This window comes from Acidocella sp. (genome assembly GCF_052326845.1).
Lineage (GTDB): Bacteria > Pseudomonadota > Alphaproteobacteria > Acetobacterales > Acetobacteraceae > Acidocella.
This window is the reverse complement of sequence record NZ_JBKQJR010000172.1, coordinates 1-18,545: the sequence shown is the minus strand read 5'-3', so window position 1 is coordinate 18,545 and position 18,545 is coordinate 1. Positions and strand designations below refer to the sequence as shown.

The following is an 18,545-nucleotide window of genomic DNA, read 5'->3' as shown; positions in this document are numbered from 1 at the left end:
CGGGGAAGCGCAGCTCCAGCACCTCGGGGTCGGTGATGCGGGTGTTGGTCATGTGCGTGTGTACGGCGGAACAGCCATTAAAGCCGGGCCCAGCCCCGGCGCCGCCGCAGATCGTCTCGTAATACTGGTGGCGGGCATTGCCGAACAGGAAATTGTTCATCGTCGCCTGGGCGGAGGCGCAGGCCCCCATGGCGCCGAGCAGGGCCACGGTAACGGCCTGGGAAACCTCGGTATTGCCCGCGACCACGGCCGAGCCGGGTGGCGGGGCGAGGAAGGAGCCCACGGGGATGATGATGGTGAGTGGCTTGAGGCAGCCTTCGTTCAGCGGGAGATCGGTGCCGGTGAGGCAGCGGAAGGCGTACAGCGCCGCCGCGGTGGTGACGGCCTTGGGCGCGTTGAAATTATTCTGCCCGGCCGGGCCGGTGCCGGTGAAATCCACCGTGGCACTGGCCGTGGCGCGGTCGATGCGCAGCGACACACGCAGCGGCGTGCCGTCATCCATGGTGTAGGCGAAATCGGCATCGCGCAGGCGCAGGATGGCGGCGCGAATGGCGGCCTCGGCATTGTCCATCACGTGGCGCATGTAGTTGGCGACCACTGCCCAGCCGTAGCGGGACACAATGGCCCCAAGCGCGTTGGCGGCGGTGGCGTTGGCGGCGATCTGCGCCTTGATGTCGGCCACGTTCTGGTCCGGGTTGCGGGCCGGGTATCTGGCCCCGGCGAGGATGGCGCGGAATTCCTGTTCCTGGAATGCGCCGCCTGAAAGGAGCAGGAAATTGTCGATGACAACCCCTTCTTCTTCCAGTGTTTTTGAGAAGGGCGGGGTGGAGCCGGGGGTGAGCCCGCCGATATCGGCATGGTGGCCACGGCAGGCGGTGAAGAAGCGGATTTCCGTGCCGGTTTCGTCGAAAACCGGGGTGATGAGGGTAATATCGGGGAGGTGGGTTCCTCCGGCGTAGGGGTTGTTCAGGGCCACCGCGTCACCGGGGCGGAGCGTGTTTCCGCGCAGGGCGATGACATGCCGGACGGAGGCGCCCATGGCGCCCAGATGCACCGGCACATGCGGGGCGTTGGCGACGAGATTGCCCGCGGCGTCGAAAATCGCGCAGGAAAAATCCAGCCTTTCCTTGATGTTCACGCTCTGCGCCGTGTTGCGCAGCACCGCGCCCGCCTGCTCGGCGATGGACATGAACAGGTTGGCGAAGAGTTCCAGCAGCACCGGGTCTGGCTTTGCCGCGTCGGCGATGACGGCGTTTTCACGCGCGGCGGTGCGGTGCAGGATGCAGTGGTTTTTCGCCGTGATCTCGGCGGTCCAGCCCGGTTCGATCACCGTGGTGGCATTGGCCTCCTTCAGGATCGCCGGGCCGGGGATCTTCGCGCCCGCGCCGAGGGCGTCGCGGTCGTATACCGGGGTGGGCTGGGCTTGGCCGCCGGTGAACATCCGGACGGTTTCCAGCGGGGCGGGGAGCGGGCTGGCGGCGATCTCGGGTTCGGTGAGCGCCTCGCCAGGGGCACTGGCTTCCACCAATACGGTCTCGGCCACCAGCGGCTTTTCCGGCGTGACGAAGCCGAACAGGCGCTGATGCGCGGCGGTGAATTTCTGCGCCATCCCGTTGAATTCGCATAATTCAACGGGCAGCGCGGTGTCGGTTCCCGCGTAGCGCAGCAGGATGGTGGCGGTGTGGCTCACCGTGGCGTCGGGGTTTTGCGCGCGCAGGGCGGTTTTAGCTTCTTCGGCCAAACGCGCGGCGGTTTGCGCCAGCGGCTCCATGGCCTGCGGGGTGAAGGGCGTTTCCACCGCCTGCTCGCGCATCAGCGAGAAATCGGACAGGCCGATGCCATACGCCGACAGCACGCCGGCGAGCGGATGGATGAACACGCGGTCCATGCCCAGCTCGTCGGCCACCGCGCAGGCATGTTGCCCGCCCGCGCCGCCGAAGCAGACCAGGGCGAAATCCGCCGGGTTGAGGCCCTTCCGCACGGAAATCTGGCGGATGGCCTGCGCCATGTTGGCCACCGCGATCTGGATGAAGCCTTCCGCCAGTTGCTCCGGCGTGAGGTTGCCCACCTCCGCCGCCAGGGCGGTGAATTTTTCGCGCACAATGGCGGCGTCCAGAGGCTGGTCGCCATCGGGGCCGAAAATGGCGGGGAAATGCGCGGGCAGGATCTTGCCGAGCAGTACGTTGGCGTCCGTCACGGTAAGCGGGCCGCCTTTGCGGTAACAGGCAGGGCCTGGGTTCGCGCCCGCGCTCTTGGGCCCAGCGCGCAGGCGGGCGCCGTCGAAGCTCAGGATGGAGCCGCCGCCCGCCGCCACGGTATTGATGGCGAGCATCGGCGCGCGCAGCCGCACCCCGGCGATTTCCGTCTCCAGGCTGCGCTGGAAGGCGCCATCGTACAGCGCGACATCGGTGCTGGTGCCGCCCATGTCGAAGCCGATGACGGCGGAAAACCCCGCGGCGGCGGCAGTGCGCACGGCGCCGACAATGCCGCCCGCCGGGCCGGAGAGGATGGCATCCTTGCCGGTGAAGGCGTCCGCCCGCGCCAGTCCGCCATGCGACTGCATGAAGTAGAGCGGTGAATTATTTAGCCCTTCGGAAACTTGGGCGATGTAGTGCAGCAGAATAGGCGAGAGATAGGCGTCGGCCACCGTGGTGTCGGCGCGCGGAACCAGGCGCAGCAGGGGGCTGGCGATGTGCGAGAGCGAGATTTGCTTGAACCCGGCCTGGGCCGCCAGCACGCCGAGGCGCCGCTCCATGTGCGGGAATTTCCAGGCATGGATGAGCGCGATGGCGACGGCCTCGATCCCGTCCTCCCGCGCCGCGCGCAGGGCGGCCAGGGCGGAAGCTTCGTCCAGGGGCTCGATCTCCTCGCCTTGCACGGAAACGCGGCCTTGCACCTCGGCCACGCGCTCGTACAGCATTGAGGGGAGCTGGATGTCGAGGTCGAACAAGCGCGGGCGGGCCTGGTTGCCGATGCGCAGCACGTCCCTGAAGCCCCGGTTGATGAGCAGCAGCGTGCGCGCGCCCTTGCGCTCCAGCAGCGCGTTGGTGGCCACGGTGGTGCCCATCTTCACGCTGGCGATGGCACCGATGGGGATTGCTTCACCGGGTTTAAGGCCGAGGAATTCGCGGATACCCTCGATCGCGGCATCGCGGTATCGCTCCAGGTTCTCCGACAGGAGCTTCTTCGTCGCCAGCTTGCCGCCGGGGGAGCACGCGACAATGTCGGTGAATGTGCCGCCGCGATCGATCCAGAACTGCCAGCTCATGCGCCTGCCCAAAAATGTCGCCCTGGTTGATGTCCGATTGTTGGGCCGGGTTCAAGGGCGTGCTAGACTGGGCGCATGAGTTACTGGGGCAAGTTCATCGGTGGCATGGCCGGGTTCGCTATGGGCGGGCCGGTGGGCGCGCTGTTCGGCGCGGCGCTGGGCCACGCGGCGGATGAGGGGCGGTTTCACGCTTTCTCCTTCTTCGGCGACCGCGTGATGCCGTTCGACAGCGCCAGGCTCACGGCCATGCTGGGCGGGCGGGACCAGCTCTTCGCCGTCGGTGTGACGGTGCTGGCCGCCAAGCTGGCCAAATGCGACGGCCCGGTGAGCCGGCTGGAGATTGACGCGTTCAAGCGCAGCTTCGCCATTCCGCCGGAGAATGTCGCCGAGGTGGGGCGGCTGTTCGACAGCGCGCGCGACAGCACCGAAGGCTTCGAGAGCTACGCGACGCAGCTTGGCCAAGTGTTTTCCGATAGCCGGGGAATATTGGAGCAGGTGCTGGCCGGGCTGTACCAGATCGCCCGCGCCGATGGCCCGCTGAACGGGGCGGAGGCGGATTTCCTGGGGCGGGTGGGCTTTGCCTTCCGGCTGGACGAGGCGGCGATGCGCCGGGCCTCGGGCGGCGTGGCGGCGCCCCAGCCCACCGGGGACGCCTATTCCGTGCTCGGCCTGCGCCGCAGCGCCACCGCCGAGGAGATACGTGCACGGTGGAAGCAGCTTGTGCGCGAGCACCATCCGGATGTGCTGGCCTCGCAGGGGGCGTCAGTTGCGCGGATCAAGCTGGCCTCGGAGAAGGTGGCGCGGATCAACGCCGCCTACGATGCCATCAAGCGCGAGCGGCGGCTCTAGAATGTTCCAGAATTTCCAGGTGTTTCTTGCGGCGGCGCTGGTGCTGGCGCTGCTGCCGGGGCCGAGCATCTTTTACGTGAGCACCCGCAGCCTGGCCGCTGGGCGGCTGGAGGGGCTGGCCTCCGGCGCCGGGACGGGGATTGGCGGCATGGTCCATGTCGCCGCCGGGGCGGCGGGTGTGTCGGCCATCGTGCTGGCCAGCGCCAAGCTGTTCGCGCTGATGAAGCTGGCCGGGGCGGTGTATCTGGTGTGGATGGGCATTGGCATGATCCGAAGCGCGCGGCGGGATGCCGCGATGCTGCAGGCGGTGGACGTGCTGCCCGCCAATCCGCGACGGGCGGTGGTGGATGGCATCTTCGTCGAGGCGCTGAACCCCAAGACGGCGGCGTTTTTTCTGGCTTTCCTGCCGCAATTCGTCGATCTTTCGCGCGGGCATGTGGCGCTGCAGTTCGCAGCACTTGGGCTGGTCTCCGTGGCGCTGAACACCAGCGCCGACCTCGCGGTGGCGCTGGCGGCGGGGGCGGTGCGCGGTTCCTTGTCCGGGCGCGGGGAGATGATCGCGCGCGTGCGCCAGGGGGCGGGCGGGCTGATGCTCGCCCTGGGATTGGACCTGCTGATGACAAGGAGGCTAGTGGCATGATCCTGCGGCCCTCACCGAATTTCGACGAGCGCGACGCGGCGGTGGAATTCCTCGTGCTGCATTACACGGGCATGCCCACGGCGCAGTCGGCCATCGACCTGCTGCGCTCGCCGGAGGCCAAGGTATCCTCGCATTACGTGGTGGATGAGGACGGCACGGTCTATTGCCTGGTGCCCGAGGAAAAGCGCGCCTGGCACGCCGGCATTTCCTATTGGCGCGGGCACAGGATGCTGAACGGCGCCTCGGTCGGGATCGAGATCGTCAATCCCGGGCATGAATGGGGCTACAGGCCGTTTCCGGCGGCGCAGATGGACGCGGTGCGCGAGCTTTGCCGGGGCATACTCTCGCGCCACCCTATCCCGGCGCGCAACGTCGTCGCGCATTCAGACATCGCCCCCAACCGCAAGCAGGACCCGGGCGAGTTGTTCGGCTGGAAGGGGCTGGCGGAGGCGGGCATTGGCGTGTGGACGGATGAATTTGCCTCGCCCGGTAATGTGCGGGCGGATCTCGCCGCCATCGGCTACGACGTGAGCCTGCCGGAACGTGATGTGGTGTTGGCGTTCCAGAGGCATTTTTTGCCGCAGAATCTGAGTGGTGTTGTGGACTTCGCAACCGGGGGGCGGGCCGCCGCGCTGCGCGCGCTGGTTGACCGCGCCTAAGCGCCGGGAGTAGGGAGGGCGTTCCAGACGGTTGGACGGCCGCCGGTGGGAAACCACGGGAGGAAAGTCCGGGCTCCACGGAAATACGGTGCCGGCTAACAGCCGGCGGGGGCGACCCCAGGGACAGTGCCACAGAAACATACCGCCTTCGGGTTCGCCCAAGGTAAGGGTGAAATGGTGCGGTAAGAGCGCACCGCCTCTCTGGTAACAGCGAGGGCAGGGTAAACCCCACCAGGAGCAAGACCGAATAGGGGTGGCCGGCGCCGTGCGTGAGCATGGGCGCGGAACGATTTCCGGTTCGCCGCCCGGGTTGGTCGCGCGAGGCGGGCGGTAACGTCCGTCCCAGATGAATGGCCGTCCAGCACCCTTGCGGTGTGGACAGAACCCGGCTTACAGACCGTCTGGATTTTCCTGCTTTGTTCTGGTCAAATTGTTTGGATCGGCAGCGAAATTGATTTGCCGCAGTTTCGCGTACCTGAAACTCGAACAAATAGAGAACATTGTTGCAAAAACCCGGAGATTTCGCGCACGAGATTCGTTCCGATTCGTGCAGGAGTTTCCTGCAAATCTCTTTGACGGGGGGAAGCGTGGCATGCTAGTGGGAAAGAAACCCACGATTTCCCATAAAGTGGTGGAAGGCCTCGCGTTTAACCCCGATGAAGCGACTCTTCGGCAGCCACGAGAATAAGCTGGATGCGAAGGGACGGGTTTCCGTCCCGGCGGCGTTCCGCAATGTGTGGAAGGCCACGCCGGAGATGACGCTGGTGCTGCGGCCCTCGCTGCTGGAAGGCTGCGTGGAGGCCTGGCCGCTGCCGGATTACGCGAAATTCCAGGAGAAAGTGGACGCACTGGCCGAGACCGACCCGGAGCATTACGCGCTGGCCAGCGTGGTTTACAGCCAAGCGGCGGAGGTGGAGTTGGATGCGCAGGGGCGGATCATGATCCCGGCGCATCTGGCGGCGCGGGCTAAACTGGCCGACGCCGTGTATTTCCTCGGTCGTGGCGACCATTTTCACATCTGGGAACCTGAGGCGGGACGGGTCTTCCTTGAGGCTTCCTGCGCCGCGGCGCCGAAGATCGCCTTTGGAGTGCCGGCGAGATGACAGAATTTTCCCACATTCCGGTTCTACGCGACGAGGCTGTGACGATGCTCCAGCCGCGCGATGGCGGCGTTTATCTGGATGGGACTTTTGGTGGCGGCGGTTATGCCAAGGCGATTCTCGACGCGGCGGATTGCAGGCTCTTCGCCGTCGACCGCGACCCGGCGGCAGTGGCGCGCGGGCGCGAGCTGGAGCGCGAATATCCTGGTCGATTCGAGATTTGCGAAGGTAGAATCAGCAATATTTCAGAGTTGCTGGCGGAGCGCGAGGTCTTTGCGCTCGACGGCGCGGTGTTCGACCTTGGCGTTTCCTCGTATCAGATCGACGATCCGGCGCGCGGGTTTTCTTTTCGCCATGACGGGCCTTTGAATATGCAAATGGGCAGCAGCGAAATGAATGCCGAAACGCTCGTTAATTTTTGCCCCGAATCCGAGCTGGCGGATATTCTTTATGAGTTCGGGGAGGAGAAGGCCGCGCGGCGCGTTGCCAAGGCCATCGTCGAGCGGCGGAAGGTGCAAAAATTCACAACAACGTCGGATCTGGCGGGCGTGATACGGAGTGTCGTGAGAGCGGACAAATCGGGGCTTGACCCGGCAACGAGGAGCTTTCAGGCGCTGCGCATTGCCGTGAACGAGGAGCTGACGGACGTCGAGGCGGCGCTGGAGCAGGCGGCAGCGATGTTGAAGCTTGGTGGGCGGCTGGTCGTGGTGAGCTTCCACTCCCTGGAGGACCGGATCGTGAAGCAGTTTTTTGCGGCTGGCGCCGGGCGGCTGCCAGGCGCCTCGCGGCATGACCCGGCCGGGCTACTGGCCCAGGCCAAGCCCCGCTTCGCTCTGGTGACGAAGACGCCGGTCACCGCGGGCGCGGCGGAACTCAACGCCAACCCCCGCGCCCGCAGCGCCAAGTTGCGGGTCATGGAAAGGCTCGCGGCATGATCGTACGGTCCTTCACCCTCATCAGCGGCATGATGTTCGCGCTCTCCGGTGCGTATCTGTTCATGGTCAAGCACCATAGCGAGGCGCTGGACGACCAGCTTACACAGGTGACGCAGGCGACGCGCCAGGACGAACAAAGCATCCGCGTGCTGCAGGCGCAGTGGGCGCTGGAGGCGGATCCGTCCCGCCTGGCCTCGCTGGCGGCGCAGTTCACCGGGCTGCAGCCGATGAAGCCGGGACAGCTAACGACGCTGGTCAGCCTGGGCAGCAGCCTGCCCGCGCCGGGCAGCCAGCCGCCGGGGGCGAACCCGGCTGACCCGGCGCCCGCCATGCCGCAGCTGGCACAGGCGGCGCCTGCATCCGCCTCTCCGGCAGCGCCGGTTTCCCCAACTCAGGCGACGGTGGCCGCGGCTTCCGCCGCGCCAGTACAAATGGCTTCCGTCAACGCTGCGCGCGTTGCCGTATCCGCGCCCAGGCCGCTGGCCAGGCACGCCCAGCAGCTGCGCCTGGCCAGCGCCGACGGCGTGGCGCACCATGCCTTCCATCGCCCCGGGCATGTGCTGCATGAAGAAAATGCGTCGTCCCTGTACGTCGCTGCCGCCGCTCCCGTGCCGCGCGCCGAGCCGCTTGGCGCGCAGGTGATGTCCGTGCGGGCCGTGGCCAGCGTGGCGCCGGCCTCGATGCCGATCGATGATGGTGGCTCCATGCTTGGCATGGCCCAAGGGGGCACCAATTGACACTGACCTTGCGGCCGGACCAGCCGCCGCCCTCGCGGCGGAAGGGTGCGCCCGCGCGCGGCGGCGCCGTGCCGCTGATGGAGAATGTTCGGGTCACGGCGCCTGACCTCGACCAGCGCCGCGTGCTGGACAAGGCGCGCGGACGGATGGTGATCGCAGCGCTGCTGTTCCTCGGGCTCTATGGCGTGCTGGCGGCGAAGCTTGCATGGTCGACCGTGGTGCATCCGCTGCTGCCGAGTGCCGCGCAGATCGCCGCCATGCAGCCGCAACTGGATATGACGCCGCCGCCGCCCTCGCGCGCGGATATCACCGACCGTAACGGCACCATACTGGCCGTCTCGCTGCCCGGCGCGGAGCTTTACGCCGACCCGCAGCAGGTGCCGGACCCGCAGGCGGCAGCTCAGTTGCTGGCCAACGCCATGCCGGACATCGACGTGGCGCAGACCGCGCAGAAGCTCGGCGCGGGGGTGTCTCCCGAGAAGCGCAAGGAATTCGTTTACCTCAACCGCAAGCTGACGCCGCAGGAGGAACTGGCGGTGAATTCGCTCGGCATTCCGGGCGTGTATTTCGAGAATAACGAGAAGCGGCACTACCCGGACGGCAACCTGGCCGCGCATATCCTGGGCGGGGTGAAGGTGGACGGCACCGGCGTCGCCGGTGTGGAGCAGTATTTCCAGCAGCGGCTGACCAGCAGCAATACCCAGCCGCTGGCGCTGTCCATCGATGCCGGGATTCAGAGCATCGTGCATGACGAACTGGCCGCGGCGGTGACGGAGTTCCAGGCTCCTGGTGCCTGCGCCATCGTGATGAACGCGCATACGGGCGAGATTTTGGCCATGGCCAGCCTGCCGGATTACGACGTGAACGCCTATGGCAGCGCGGACCGCAACAGCCAGTTCGACCGCTGCGTGAACGGCACCTACGAGCCGGGCTCGGTGTTCAAGCTGCAGACCATTTCCATGGCGCTGGATTCCGGCCTGGTGCATTACTGGGATTATTTCGATACCACGCATCCGCTGAAAGTCGGGCGCTTCCACATCACCGACTTCGAGCCGGCGAATGAGTGGATGGCGGTGCCGCAGATCCTCAACGTCTCCTCCAATATCGGTGCCTCGCGCATCGCCGCCATTCTCGGACCGAAGATCGAGCAGGCCTGGTTCACCAAACAGCAATTTTTCCAGCCGCTGGATATCCAGTTGCCCGGACCGCCGAAACCGCTATTCCCGTCCTTCAATAACTGGGGGCTGGCGGCGACGATGACCGTCTCCTTCGGCGCGGGCATCGCGGTGAGTCCGCTGCAGGTCATTACGGCCGTGCTGCCGATCGTCAATGGCGGCACTCGCTACGACCCGACACTGCTGAAAGTGGACCCCGATGGGCAGCAGCCGCAGGGTGTGCGGGTCATGCAGCAAAGCACATCGGACCTGATGCGCAAGCTGATGACCAATGTGGTGCTGACCGGCACAGGCAAGAATGCCGCGGTGCCGGGCTACGTGGTTGGCGGCAAGACCGGCACGGCCCAGGTGGTGGGGCCGAATGGCGGATATCTGAAGCACACCAACAATGCATCCTTCATGGCGGCTTTCCCCATGGATAACCCGCAATACGTGATCTACGTGCTGGTGTTGCAGCCCAAGCCGGACGCCACCACTTACGGCTTCACCACCGGCGGCATGATCGCCGCGCCGACCGTGGCGCGGATCATCGCCCGCATCGGGCCGATGCTGGGCATTATGCCGGCGACGGGTGACCAGCTGGCGCAGCTCGACGCGGAGTTGACCGTGCCGCTGACCCCTACCCCACCACCGGGGCAGAGGGCGCTGGGGCCGGACAATCCGCTGCCGCCGGGGGCGAATCCCTTCGCCTACGAGCTGATGGGGGCGAAGCCGCCGGCACCACCGGCGCCACCGGCCGCGCAGGCGGATACGGACAGCAAGCTGGCGCCGGAGCCATCGGCCTCGCACGTTACGCATGTGCGGCATGACGGGATCATGGCGCCGGTCTCGCCAATGATGGGAAGCCATATGACTTCGCGGGATAGTAACGGCGATGGGAAGGCCTGAGTTGATTGACGTGATCGGCATCACAGCGGATAGCCGGGCGGTGCGGCCGGGCTATGTGTTCGCGGCCCTGCCGGGGGTGAAAGTGGACGGGCGGCGCTTCATCGCCGACGCCGTGGCGAAAGGCGCCATTGCCGTGCTGGCGCCCGAGGGCACGCAATGGCCGCCCGGCGTGCCGCCGCGCCGGCTCATCACCTCGCCCGCGCCGCGCGCGGCCCTGGCGGAGATGGCAGTGGAGCTGGCCGGGAAGATGCCCGAGCGGCTGGTGGCGGTGACCGGCACCAACGGCAAGACCAGCACCGTGGATTTCCTGCGGCAGATCTTCACCCTGGCGGGGCGGAAATCGGCCTCGCTCGGCACGCTGGGGGTGATCGCCCCCGGGCGGCCGGTGACAGAAAGCCTGACCACGCCGGACCCGGTGACGCTGGCCAACACGCTGGCGGAACTCGCCGAAGAAGGGGTGACAGACGTGGCGATGGAGGCTTCCAGCCACGGGCTGGAGCAGAGCCGGCTGGACGGGCTGCGCTTCGCCGCCGCCGGATTCACCAACCTCACCCGCGATCATCTCGACTACCACGGCACCATGGAGGCCTATGCCGAGGCCAAGCTCCGGCTGTTCTCCACGCTGATGAAGCGGGGTGCTGCGGCACGGGCGATGGCCGACCTGGAGCCCGGCGTGCTGGCCCGGCTGCGCGCCATCGCCGCCGAGAAAGGGCTTGAGTTCGAGGCAGTTGCCGTGGAGCGTGTCATCCCCCGGCCGGACGGGCAAGAGGTGATCTGTGGCGGGCGGCGCGTGGAGCTGCATCTGCCGGGGCGGTTCCAGGCCGATAACGCGATGCTGGCGGCGAGCCTTGCCGAGGCGGTGGGGGTGGCGGATGCCTTCGCCCTGGTGCCGCGGCTGCAAGGTGTGCGGGGGCGGCTGGAGCGCGCGCTGGTGCTGCCGAACGGCGCCGCCGCCTACGTGGACTACGCGCATACGCCGGATGCCATTGCCCGCGTGCTGAGCGCGCTGCGCCCGCATGCCAACGGGCGGCTGCATATCGTGTTCGGTGCCGGGGGCGACCGCGATGCCGGCAAGCGCCCGCTGATGGGCGAAGCGGCGGCGAAGGGCGCGGATGTGTGCATCGTGACCGACGACAACCCGCGCTCCGAGGACCCGGCCACGATCCGCGCCGCGATTCTGGCGGCCTGCCCGGTGGCGCGGGAGATTGGCGACCGCCGCGCGGCCATTGCCGCAGCACTTGAAGGTCTGGCCCCCGGCGATGTGCTGGTGGTGGCGGGCAAAGGGCATGAGCAGGGGCAGATCGTGAAGGGCGAGGTGATCCCGTTCGACGACGCCGCCGTGATCCGCGAGCTGGGAGGCGCCGCATGAGCCTCTGGACAGCCGCCGAGCTGGGCGCCGTGTTTGGGGTGGAGCGGGGCTGGGACGTGACCGGCATTAGCATCGACACGCGCACCTTGCAGCCGGGCGATCTGTTCGTGGCGCTTGCCGGCGAGCGGGACGGGCATAATTTCGTGGAGACGGCGTTCGCCAAGGGCGCGGCGGCGGCGCTGGTCTCGCGGCCCATGTCGGGCAACGCCATAGTGGTGGATGACACGCTGAAGGCGCTGGAGCGGCTGGGTGCGGCTGCCCGGGCGCGGACGGAAGCGAAGATCGTGGCAGTGACGGGCTCGGTAGGCAAGACCACGACCAAGGAGATGCTGCGCCGGACCCTTGGCGCGTTCGGCGCCGTGCACGCGGCCGAGGCCAGCTTCAACAACCATATCGGCGTGCCGCTGACCCTGGCACGGATGCCGCGCGGGGTGGATTTCGGGGTGTTTGAGATCGGCATGAACCATCCCGGGGAGATTGCCCCGCTGGTGGCGCTGGTGCGCCCGTACGTGGCGGTGGTGACCTGCGTGGACAGGGCGCATCTGGGGTTGATGGGTTCGGAAGAGGCGATCGCGCGGGAGAAGGCCGCGATCTATGGCGGGTTGGAGCCGGGCGGCACGGCGGTGATTCCCGGCGATTCGGCCTTTGTTCAGTTGTTGCGCGAAGCGGTGCCAAAGGGGCGGCAGGCGGTTATCTGCGGCCGGGAGGCTCGCCTGCTGAACGTAAAGGCTGGGGCGGAAGGCTCTGATATAGAAGCTGAAATCCATGGCGTCACGGTGCGCTTCACGCTCCTGGCGCCGGGGCTGCACATGGCCCGCAATGCCGTCGCCGTGCTGGCCGCCGCCGTGGCGCTGGGGCTGGACGCGCAGCAGGCCGCCGCGGGGCTGAATGGTTTTGCCCCCTTCGCCGGGCGCGGCGCGCGGCGCGAGCTGATGCTGCCGGACGGTGGAACGGTCTTGCTGCTGGACGAGAGCTACAATGCCTCCGGTGCCTCGATGCGCGCGGCCTTGGCGGTGCTGGCGCTGCAACCTGGGCGGCACGTGGCCGTGCTGGGGGACATGCTGGAGTTGGGTGACGAATCGCCGCGGGAACACCTGGCGTTGCACGAGGCGGCGCTGGCCGCGGCGGACGTTATTTTTACCTGCGGAATCTGGACGAGAACCTTGTTCGACTCGCTTCCCCCGGCCAAACAGGGCGCGCATGCGCCTGACGCCGCTACCCTGGCTCCGCTGGTCAAAGCCGCGTTGGTGGACGGCGACACCGTGTTGGTTAAAGGAAGTTATGGCAGCCGCATGCGTGACGTCATCTCGCATCTGGAAAGCCCTGGCTGATGCTTTACGCGATTCTCTTCCCGCTCGCCGGGCATGTGCATTTTTTCAACCTGTTCAGGTACATCACCTTCCGGGCGGGCGGGGCGTGCCTGACGGCGCTCGTCATCAGCTTCTGGCTTGGGCCAAAGGTGATCCGCACCCTGAAAGCCATGCAGCGCCACGGCCAGCCGATTCGCACCGACGGGCCGGAGCGGCATCTGGTCGAGAAAAAGGGCACGCCGACCATGGGGGGCGTGCTGATCCTGCTGGCGCTGGGGTTCTCCACCCTGCTCTGGGCGGATCTTGGCAACGGCTATGTGTGGGCGACGCTGATGGTCACTTTCGGCTACGGGGGGATCGGTTTTGCCGATGACTTCCTCAAGCTGACCAAGCGCAACACCAAGGGCGTTTCGGGCCGGGTGCGGCTGTTGGGCGAGGGGCTGATCGGCTTGGTGGCCGCGGTGTGGATGATCCACCTGATGCCCGACGCGATCGCCACCGATCTTGCCGTGCCGGTGTTCAAGAGCCTGCTGATTCCGTTTGGTTTCCTGTTTCCCTTCGTGGCGCTGTTCGTGCTCATGGGCTCGGCCAACGCGGTGAACTTTACCGACGGGCTGGATGGCCTCGCCACCGTGCCGACGATGATCGCCGCCGCGGTGTTCTCGCTCATCGCCTATCTGGTGGGTAACAAGATTTTCGCCGGGTATCTGGAGGTCAACTTCATCCCCGGCGTGGGCGAGTTGGCGGTGTTCCTCTCGGCGTTGATCGGCGCGGGGCTCGGCTTCCTGTGGTTCAACGCTCCGCCGGCGGCGGTGTTCATGGGCGATACCGGCTCCCTCTCGCTGGGCGGCGCGCTGGGCGCGGTGGCCGTGGCGACCAAGAATGAGATCGTGCTCGCCATCGTCGGCGGGCTGTTCGTGGTGGAGACCATCTCGGTCATCGTGCAGGTGTTCTGGTACAAGCGGACCGGCAGGCGCGTGTTCCTGATGGCGCCGCTGCACCATCATTTCGAGAAGAAAGGCTGGGCGGAACCGACCATCGTCATCCGTTTCTGGATCATCTCGATGATCCTGGGGCTGGTGGGGCTGGCCACCCTGAAAATCCGATGAGCGTGTTCTCTAGCCAACGTTTCGCGGTGCTTGGGCTCGGGCGGGCCGGGCTGCCGGCAGCGCTTCGCCTGCGCGAGTTCGGCGCCGAGGTGTTCGTGTGGGACGATAACGCGGCGTCGCGCGAGGCGGCTTCGGGGTTCGCTGCCGTCAAGCCGTCGGAAGTGACCGGAAAGCTGGACGCCGTGGTGCTTTCGCCCGGTATTCCGCACATTCTGCCCAAGCCGCACCCGGAAGCCGTCTGGGCATTGGCGCATGGCGTGCCGGTGCTCACCGACGCCGAGTTGCTCTACCAGGCGGTGCGGGGGCTGGGCTCCAAGGCGCGTTTCGCCGGGATTACCGGGACCAACGGCAAATCCACCACCACGGCGCTGCTGGCGCATATCCTCAACGTGGCCGGGGTGCCGCACGCGGCGGGGGCGAATCTGGGTCCGGCGGCGCTTTCCTTGCCGATTTTGCCGGATGACGGCGTCTATGTGCTCGAAATGTCCAGCTATATGTTGGAACGAATCGTGACATTCCGGTTTGATGCCGCGGTGATGCTGAATCTTTCTCCCGACCATCTGGACCGCCACGGGGACATGGCCGGCTACGCCGCCGCCAAGCGGGAGATCTTCGCGCGACAGGATGGCAGCTGCACGGCGGTGATCGGGGTGGATGACGAGCCCTCGCGCGAGATGGCGGACTGGCTTCAGACCCAGCCGGCCAAGGTTGTGCGGATTTCCGGGCTGGGCCAGGCCACGGGCGCCAAGGCGCTGCCGGGCGAGCACAACGCGCAGAACGCCGAAGCCGCTGCCGCGCTGGCGCGGGCGCTGGGCGTGGGCGAGGCGGCGATCGCCGAGGGGATCGCCAGCTTCCCTGGCCTCGCGCACCGGGCGCAGGAGGTGGCGCAGCGCGAAGGCGTGCGCTTCATCAATGACAGCAAGGCGACCAATGCCGACGCCGCCAGCCGCGCCATGGCCTGTTACGATCGCTTCGTGTGGATCGCGGGCGGCGTGGCCAAGGCGGGCGGGATCGACGATCTGGAACCGTTCTTCCCGCGCATCGAGAAGGCGTTCCTGATCGGCCAGGATGGCCGGGCCTTTGCCGCCAAGCTGAGCCAGCACGGCGTGGCGAACGAGTATGCGGGCACGCTGGAAGCGGCGCTGCCCTTGGCTTTCGAGGCGGCGAAGGCGGGGGCGGGGGTCGTGCTGTTCTCCCCGGCCGCGGCGAGCTTCGACCAGTTCCCGAATTTCGAGGTGCGCGGCGATGAGTTCGCCAGGCTGGCCAAGGGAGTTGCTGCCTGATGCGCCCGCTCTCCCGCGCCGATACCTCGATACTGGGCCGCTGGTGGTGGAGCGTGGACCGCCTCACGCTGCTTGGCCTCGCGATCCTGCTCGGCATCGGCTATGTGCTGGCGCTGGCGGCGATGCCCGGCGTGACCACGCATATCACCGACCCGCACACGCTGGCGATGATCAAGCAGATCCTCTTCCTCATCCTCAGCGGGGTGACGATGCTGGGCATGTCCATGCTCTCCCTGCGCCAGGTGAAGCTGGCGGCGCTGGGGATCGGCATCGTGTTCTTCCTGCTCACCGGCTTTACCCTGATGCATGGCACTGAGGTGGACGGCGCCAACCGCTGGCTTGCCTTGCCGGGCTTTACCGTCCAGCCGAGCGAGTTCCTGCGTCCGGCCTTCGTCATCATCACCGCCTGGCTGATCGCGGAATCGCACCGTACGCCGCGGTTCCCGGGCAAGAGGGCTGCGTTGGGCGTGTATCTGCTCACCGCGCTGGTGCTGAAGATGCAGCCGGATATCGGCATGACCTTCCTGTTCACCATGGTCGTGCTGGCGCAATTCTATCTCGACGGCATGGACATGAAATGGCTCGGCATCGCTTGCGTGGTGGTGGTGCTGGCGCTGGTCTATGCGTTCTTCTTCATCGGCCATGTGCATACGCGCGTGATGATGTTCATCGACCCGCCGAAGGGCAGCCAGGCGCAGACGGCGCTGATGGCCTTCGGCAATGGCGGCATGTGGGGGCTCGGGCCGGGCGAGGGGCAGGTGAAGCACTTCCTGCCGGATGCGCGCGCGGACTTCGTGTTCGCCGTGGCGGGCGAGGAGTTCGGGCTGTTCTTCTGCGCCTTCATCATCCTGGTGTTCGCCGCCATCGTGCTCCGGGCGCTGTTCCGGCTGCTGGCGGAGCCTAACCTGTTCGTGGTGCTGGCGGCGGGCGGTCTGGTCGTCGGCTTCGGGCTGCAGGCCTTCGTGAACATGGCGTCGTCGCTGTCGCTGATTCCCACAAAGGGCATGACGCTGCCGTTCCTCTCCTATGGCGGCAGTTCGGCGCTGGCCGTGTCCACCCAGATGGGCTTCCTGTTGGCATTGACGCGCAAGCGTCATGCCGGGGAGGGCGCATGAGAGCCGGGACGCCGAAACCTGTTGTGATCGCGGCTGGCGGCACGGGCGGCCATTTCTATCCGGCCGAGGCGCTGGCGGCGGAGTTGCTGGCGCGGGGCGAGCGCGTGGTGCTGCTGACTGATGCGCGCTCCGGCGGGCTGGCCTCGCCGGTATTCGCGCGGGCCGAGCGGCATGTGATTTCGGGCGCCGGGCTCTCCGGGCGCGGGCTCAAGCGCGCGGTCCAAGGTGCGTTGGCGCTGCTGCGCGGTGTGTTCGAGGCGCGGGGCCTGCTGCGCCAGTTGCGGCCTTCCGCCGTGGTGGCGTTTGGCGGCTATCCATCCGTGCCGCCGGTGCTGGCGGCGGCGACGATATTCATGGGCAAGCCGCGCGTGATCCTGCACGAGCAGAACGCGGTGCTGGGCCGGGCGAACAAGCTGCTCGCGCGCTTTGCCGATGTGCTGGCGCTGAACTTCGCCAACACCAAGCTGGTGCCGAGGAGCGTGAAGACGCGCGTGCTGGGCAATCCGGTGCGCCAGCCCATCGTGGCGTTGTACGGCGAGGGTTACACCGCGCCGGAAGAGCGCATCGAGCTGCTGGTGCTCGGCGGTTCGCTGGGTGCGAAGGTGTTCGGCACGCTGATCCCCGAGGCGCTGGCGCGGCTACCCGAGGCGTTGCGCCGCCGGCTGCATGTGACGCAGCAATGCCGGGTGGAGGAGATCGAGGCCACGCGGCAGGTGTTCAAGCTGGCGGGGATTTCCGCCGAGCTGTCGCCGTTCTTTACCGATGTCGCTTCGCTGCTGGCCAAGGCGCATCTCGTCATCGCGCGGGCAGGGGCCTCCACCGTGGCGGAGATCGCTGTGGCGGGGCGTCCGGCGATTTTCATTCCGCTGCCCACGGCGATCGACGACCACCAGCGCGCCAATGCCGATGCGCTGGCTGCGGCGGGCGGGGCGTGGCGGTTGGACCAGGCCGGGCTGACTCCCGAAATATTGGCTGAAAAGATTGAGACCTTGTTGATGGATTCTGATTCTCTGACAAATGCCGCCGTGCTGTGCGCGCAGGCCGGGCGTGTGGACGCCGCAGCAAAGCTGGCTGACCTCGTACAACAAGGAGCCGTGGCATGAGGGCGCTGCCGCTTTCCATCGGGCCGCTGCATTTTGTTGGCATTGGCGGCATCGGCATGTCCGGCATCGCCGAGGTGCTGCACGAGCTGGGCTACCAGGTGCAGGGTTCGGATATCGCCGAGAACGCCAACGTGCTGCGCCTGCGCAAGGCGGGGATTCCCGTCGCCATCGGGCATGACGCGAAAAACCTGGGTGCCGCGCAGGTGGTGGTGATCTCCACCGCCGTGCCGAAGGACAACCCCGAAGTGCTGGCGGCGCGGCGCAAGCTGATCCCCGTGGTGCGGCGCGCGGAAATGCTGGCCGAGCTGATGCGGCTGAAATGGGCCGTGGCCATTGGCGGCACGCACGGCAAGACCACCACGACCTCGCTGGTGGCGGCGGTGCTGGAAGGTGCTGGGTTCGACCCGACCGTCATCAATGGCGGCATCATCAACGCCTATGGTTCCAACACGCGCCTGGGCAAGGGCGACTGGATGGTGGTCGAAGCCGATGAATCCGATGGCAGTTTCCTGCGCCTGCCGGCGGTCATCTCTATCGTCACCAACATGGACCCGGAACATCTGGACCATTGGCATACCAAGGAGGCGATGGAAGCCGCGTACCGGCAATTCGTCTCCAACATTCCGTTCTACGGCTTCGCGGTGCTGTGTATCGACCATCCGGCGGTGCAGCAGATGATCCCGTCGCTCTCGGACCATCGTGTCGTCACCTACGGGTTTTCACCGCAGGCGGATGTGCGCGCCGAGCGCATCATCTCCTCGAAGGACGGTGCCAGCTTCGAGGTGCGCATCTCCGACCGTATCACCGGCCGGGCGCGCCGGATGGGGCCGTTCAAGCTGCCGATGCTGGGCAACCATAACGTCTCCAACGCGCTGGCGGCCATCGCCGTGGCGGTGGAGATGGAGATCGACGAGCAGCGCATCAAGACGGCCCTGGCCGGGTTCGCGGGGGTGAAGCGGCGTTTCACCAAGACCGGCGAGGCCGGCGGGGTGACCGTGATCGATG

General features: G+C 66.9%; 15 protein-coding genes and 1 other RNA gene. 15 read left to right on the top strand and 1 reads right to left on the bottom strand.

Annotated elements, in window-relative coordinates:
* Positions 1-3,268 (bottom strand): hydantoinase B/oxoprolinase family protein (locus tag ACLPJJ_RS11895; protein WP_443591188.1); only part of this gene is annotated, 3,268 nt, incomplete at its 3' end.
* 75 nt (positions 3,269-3,343) lie between these two features.
* Here ACLPJJ_RS11895 and ACLPJJ_RS11890 point away from each other — a divergent pair.
* From ACLPJJ_RS11890 to murC, 15 genes are all read left to right on the top strand, one after another.
* Positions 3,344-4,117, top strand: a complete 774-nt coding sequence (locus tag ACLPJJ_RS11890; RefSeq protein WP_443591187.1) for a TerB family tellurite resistance protein — start codon at positions 3,344-3,346, stop codon at positions 4,115-4,117.
* A 1-nt stretch (position 4,118) separates the two neighbouring features.
* Positions 4,119-4,757: a LysE family translocator gene (locus ACLPJJ_RS11885; protein ID WP_443591186.1), complete on the top strand. Its 639-nt coding sequence runs from the start codon at positions 4,119-4,121 to the stop codon at positions 4,755-4,757.
* Entirely contained in the window at positions 4,754-5,416 is a 663-nt protein-coding gene (locus ACLPJJ_RS11880) for an N-acetylmuramoyl-L-alanine amidase (protein WP_443591185.1), read from the top strand. Before ACLPJJ_RS11885 ends, ACLPJJ_RS11880 begins: the two co-directional genes overlap by 4 nt.
* 23 nt (positions 5,417-5,439) lie before the next feature.
* An RNA gene (rnpB, locus tag ACLPJJ_RS11875) (RNase P RNA component class A) lies at positions 5,440-5,825 on the top strand.
* Positions 5,826-6,072: 247 nt separating this feature from the next.
* Positions 6,073-6,519 carry a division/cell wall cluster transcriptional repressor MraZ gene (locus ACLPJJ_RS11870; protein WP_443591184.1) on the top strand — a complete coding sequence of 149 codons (447 nt, stop codon included), beginning with the start codon at positions 6,073-6,075 and terminating at the stop codon, positions 6,517-6,519.
* Positions 6,516-7,451 carry a 16S rRNA (cytosine(1402)-N(4))-methyltransferase RsmH gene (gene rsmH, locus ACLPJJ_RS11865; protein WP_443591183.1) on the top strand — a complete coding sequence of 312 codons (936 nt, stop codon included), beginning with the start codon at positions 6,516-6,518 and terminating at the stop codon, positions 7,449-7,451. The genes ACLPJJ_RS11870 and rsmH overlap by 4 nt, the downstream gene beginning before the upstream one ends.
* On the top strand, positions 7,448-8,188 hold the full coding sequence (gene ftsL, locus ACLPJJ_RS11860) for a cell division protein FtsL (protein WP_443591182.1): 741 nt from the start codon (positions 7,448-7,450) through the stop codon (positions 8,186-8,188). The genes rsmH and ftsL overlap by 4 nt, the downstream gene beginning before the upstream one ends.
* Positions 8,185-10,251: a peptidoglycan D,D-transpeptidase FtsI family protein gene (locus ACLPJJ_RS11855; protein WP_443591181.1), complete on the top strand. Its 2,067-nt coding sequence runs from the start codon at positions 8,185-8,187 to the stop codon at positions 10,249-10,251. The genes ftsL and ACLPJJ_RS11855 overlap by 4 nt, the downstream gene beginning before the upstream one ends.
* Entirely contained in the window at positions 10,238-11,620 is a 1,383-nt protein-coding gene (locus tag ACLPJJ_RS11850) for a UDP-N-acetylmuramoyl-L-alanyl-D-glutamate--2,6-diaminopimelate ligase (protein WP_443591180.1), read from the top strand. Before ACLPJJ_RS11855 ends, ACLPJJ_RS11850 begins: the two co-directional genes overlap by 14 nt.
* On the top strand, positions 11,617-12,951 hold the full coding sequence (locus ACLPJJ_RS11845) for a UDP-N-acetylmuramoyl-tripeptide--D-alanyl-D-alanine ligase (protein ID WP_443591179.1): 1,335 nt from the start codon (positions 11,617-11,619) through the stop codon (positions 12,949-12,951). The genes ACLPJJ_RS11850 and ACLPJJ_RS11845 overlap by 4 nt, the downstream gene beginning before the upstream one ends.
* On the top strand, positions 12,951-14,039 hold the full coding sequence (gene mraY / locus ACLPJJ_RS11840; RefSeq protein ID WP_443591178.1) for a phospho-N-acetylmuramoyl-pentapeptide-transferase: 1,089 nt from the start codon (positions 12,951-12,953) through the stop codon (positions 14,037-14,039). Before ACLPJJ_RS11845 ends, mraY begins: the two co-directional genes overlap by 1 nt.
* Positions 14,036-15,322 (top strand): UDP-N-acetylmuramoyl-L-alanine--D-glutamate ligase, encoded by a 1,287-nt coding sequence (gene murD / locus ACLPJJ_RS11835; RefSeq protein WP_443591177.1) that lies wholly within the window; start codon positions 14,036-14,038, stop codon positions 15,320-15,322. The genes mraY and murD overlap by 4 nt, the downstream gene beginning before the upstream one ends.
* On the top strand, positions 15,322-16,437 hold the full coding sequence (locus ACLPJJ_RS11830) for an FtsW/RodA/SpoVE family cell cycle protein (RefSeq protein WP_443591176.1): 1,116 nt from the start codon (positions 15,322-15,324) through the stop codon (positions 16,435-16,437). Before murD ends, ACLPJJ_RS11830 begins: the two co-directional genes overlap by 1 nt.
* Positions 16,434-17,540 (top strand): undecaprenyldiphospho-muramoylpentapeptide beta-N-acetylglucosaminyltransferase, encoded by a 1,107-nt coding sequence (gene murG / locus ACLPJJ_RS11825; RefSeq protein WP_443591175.1) that lies wholly within the window; start codon positions 16,434-16,436, stop codon positions 17,538-17,540. The genes ACLPJJ_RS11830 and murG overlap by 4 nt, the downstream gene beginning before the upstream one ends.
* The coding region (gene murC / locus ACLPJJ_RS11820; protein ID WP_443591174.1) for a UDP-N-acetylmuramate--L-alanine ligase at positions 17,537-18,545 on the top strand (1,009 nt) is incomplete at its 3' end. The genes murG and murC, both read left to right, overlap by 4 nt.

Bases quoted from the DNA above. Each gene is read 5' to 3' on its own strand.
- ACLPJJ_RS11890 (WP_443591187.1), top strand. From the start codon at position 3,344: ATGAGTTACTGGGGCAAGTTCATCGGTGGCATGGCCGGGTTCGCTATG.
- ACLPJJ_RS11885 (WP_443591186.1), top strand. From the start codon at position 4,119: ATGTTCCAGAATTTCCAGGTGTTTCTTGCGGCGGCGCTGGTGCTGGCG.
- ACLPJJ_RS11880 (WP_443591185.1), top strand. From the start codon at position 4,754: ATGATCCTGCGGCCCTCACCGAATTTCGACGAGCGCGACGCGGCGGTG.
- ACLPJJ_RS11870 (WP_443591184.1), top strand. From the start codon at position 6,073: ATGAAGCGACTCTTCGGCAGCCACGAGAATAAGCTGGATGCGAAGGGA.
- rsmH (WP_443591183.1), top strand. From the start codon at position 6,516: ATGACAGAATTTTCCCACATTCCGGTTCTACGCGACGAGGCTGTGACG.
- ftsL (WP_443591182.1), top strand. From the start codon at position 7,448: ATGATCGTACGGTCCTTCACCCTCATCAGCGGCATGATGTTCGCGCTC.
- ACLPJJ_RS11850 (WP_443591180.1), top strand. From the start codon at position 10,238: ATGGGAAGGCCTGAGTTGATTGACGTGATCGGCATCACAGCGGATAGC.
- ACLPJJ_RS11845 (WP_443591179.1), top strand. From the start codon at position 11,617: ATGAGCCTCTGGACAGCCGCCGAGCTGGGCGCCGTGTTTGGGGTGGAG.
- mraY (WP_443591178.1), top strand. From the start codon at position 12,951: ATGCTTTACGCGATTCTCTTCCCGCTCGCCGGGCATGTGCATTTTTTC.
- murD (WP_443591177.1), top strand. From the start codon at position 14,036: ATGAGCGTGTTCTCTAGCCAACGTTTCGCGGTGCTTGGGCTCGGGCGG.
- ACLPJJ_RS11830 (WP_443591176.1), top strand. From the start codon at position 15,322: ATGCGCCCGCTCTCCCGCGCCGATACCTCGATACTGGGCCGCTGGTGG.
- murG (WP_443591175.1), top strand. From the start codon at position 16,434: ATGAGAGCCGGGACGCCGAAACCTGTTGTGATCGCGGCTGGCGGCACG.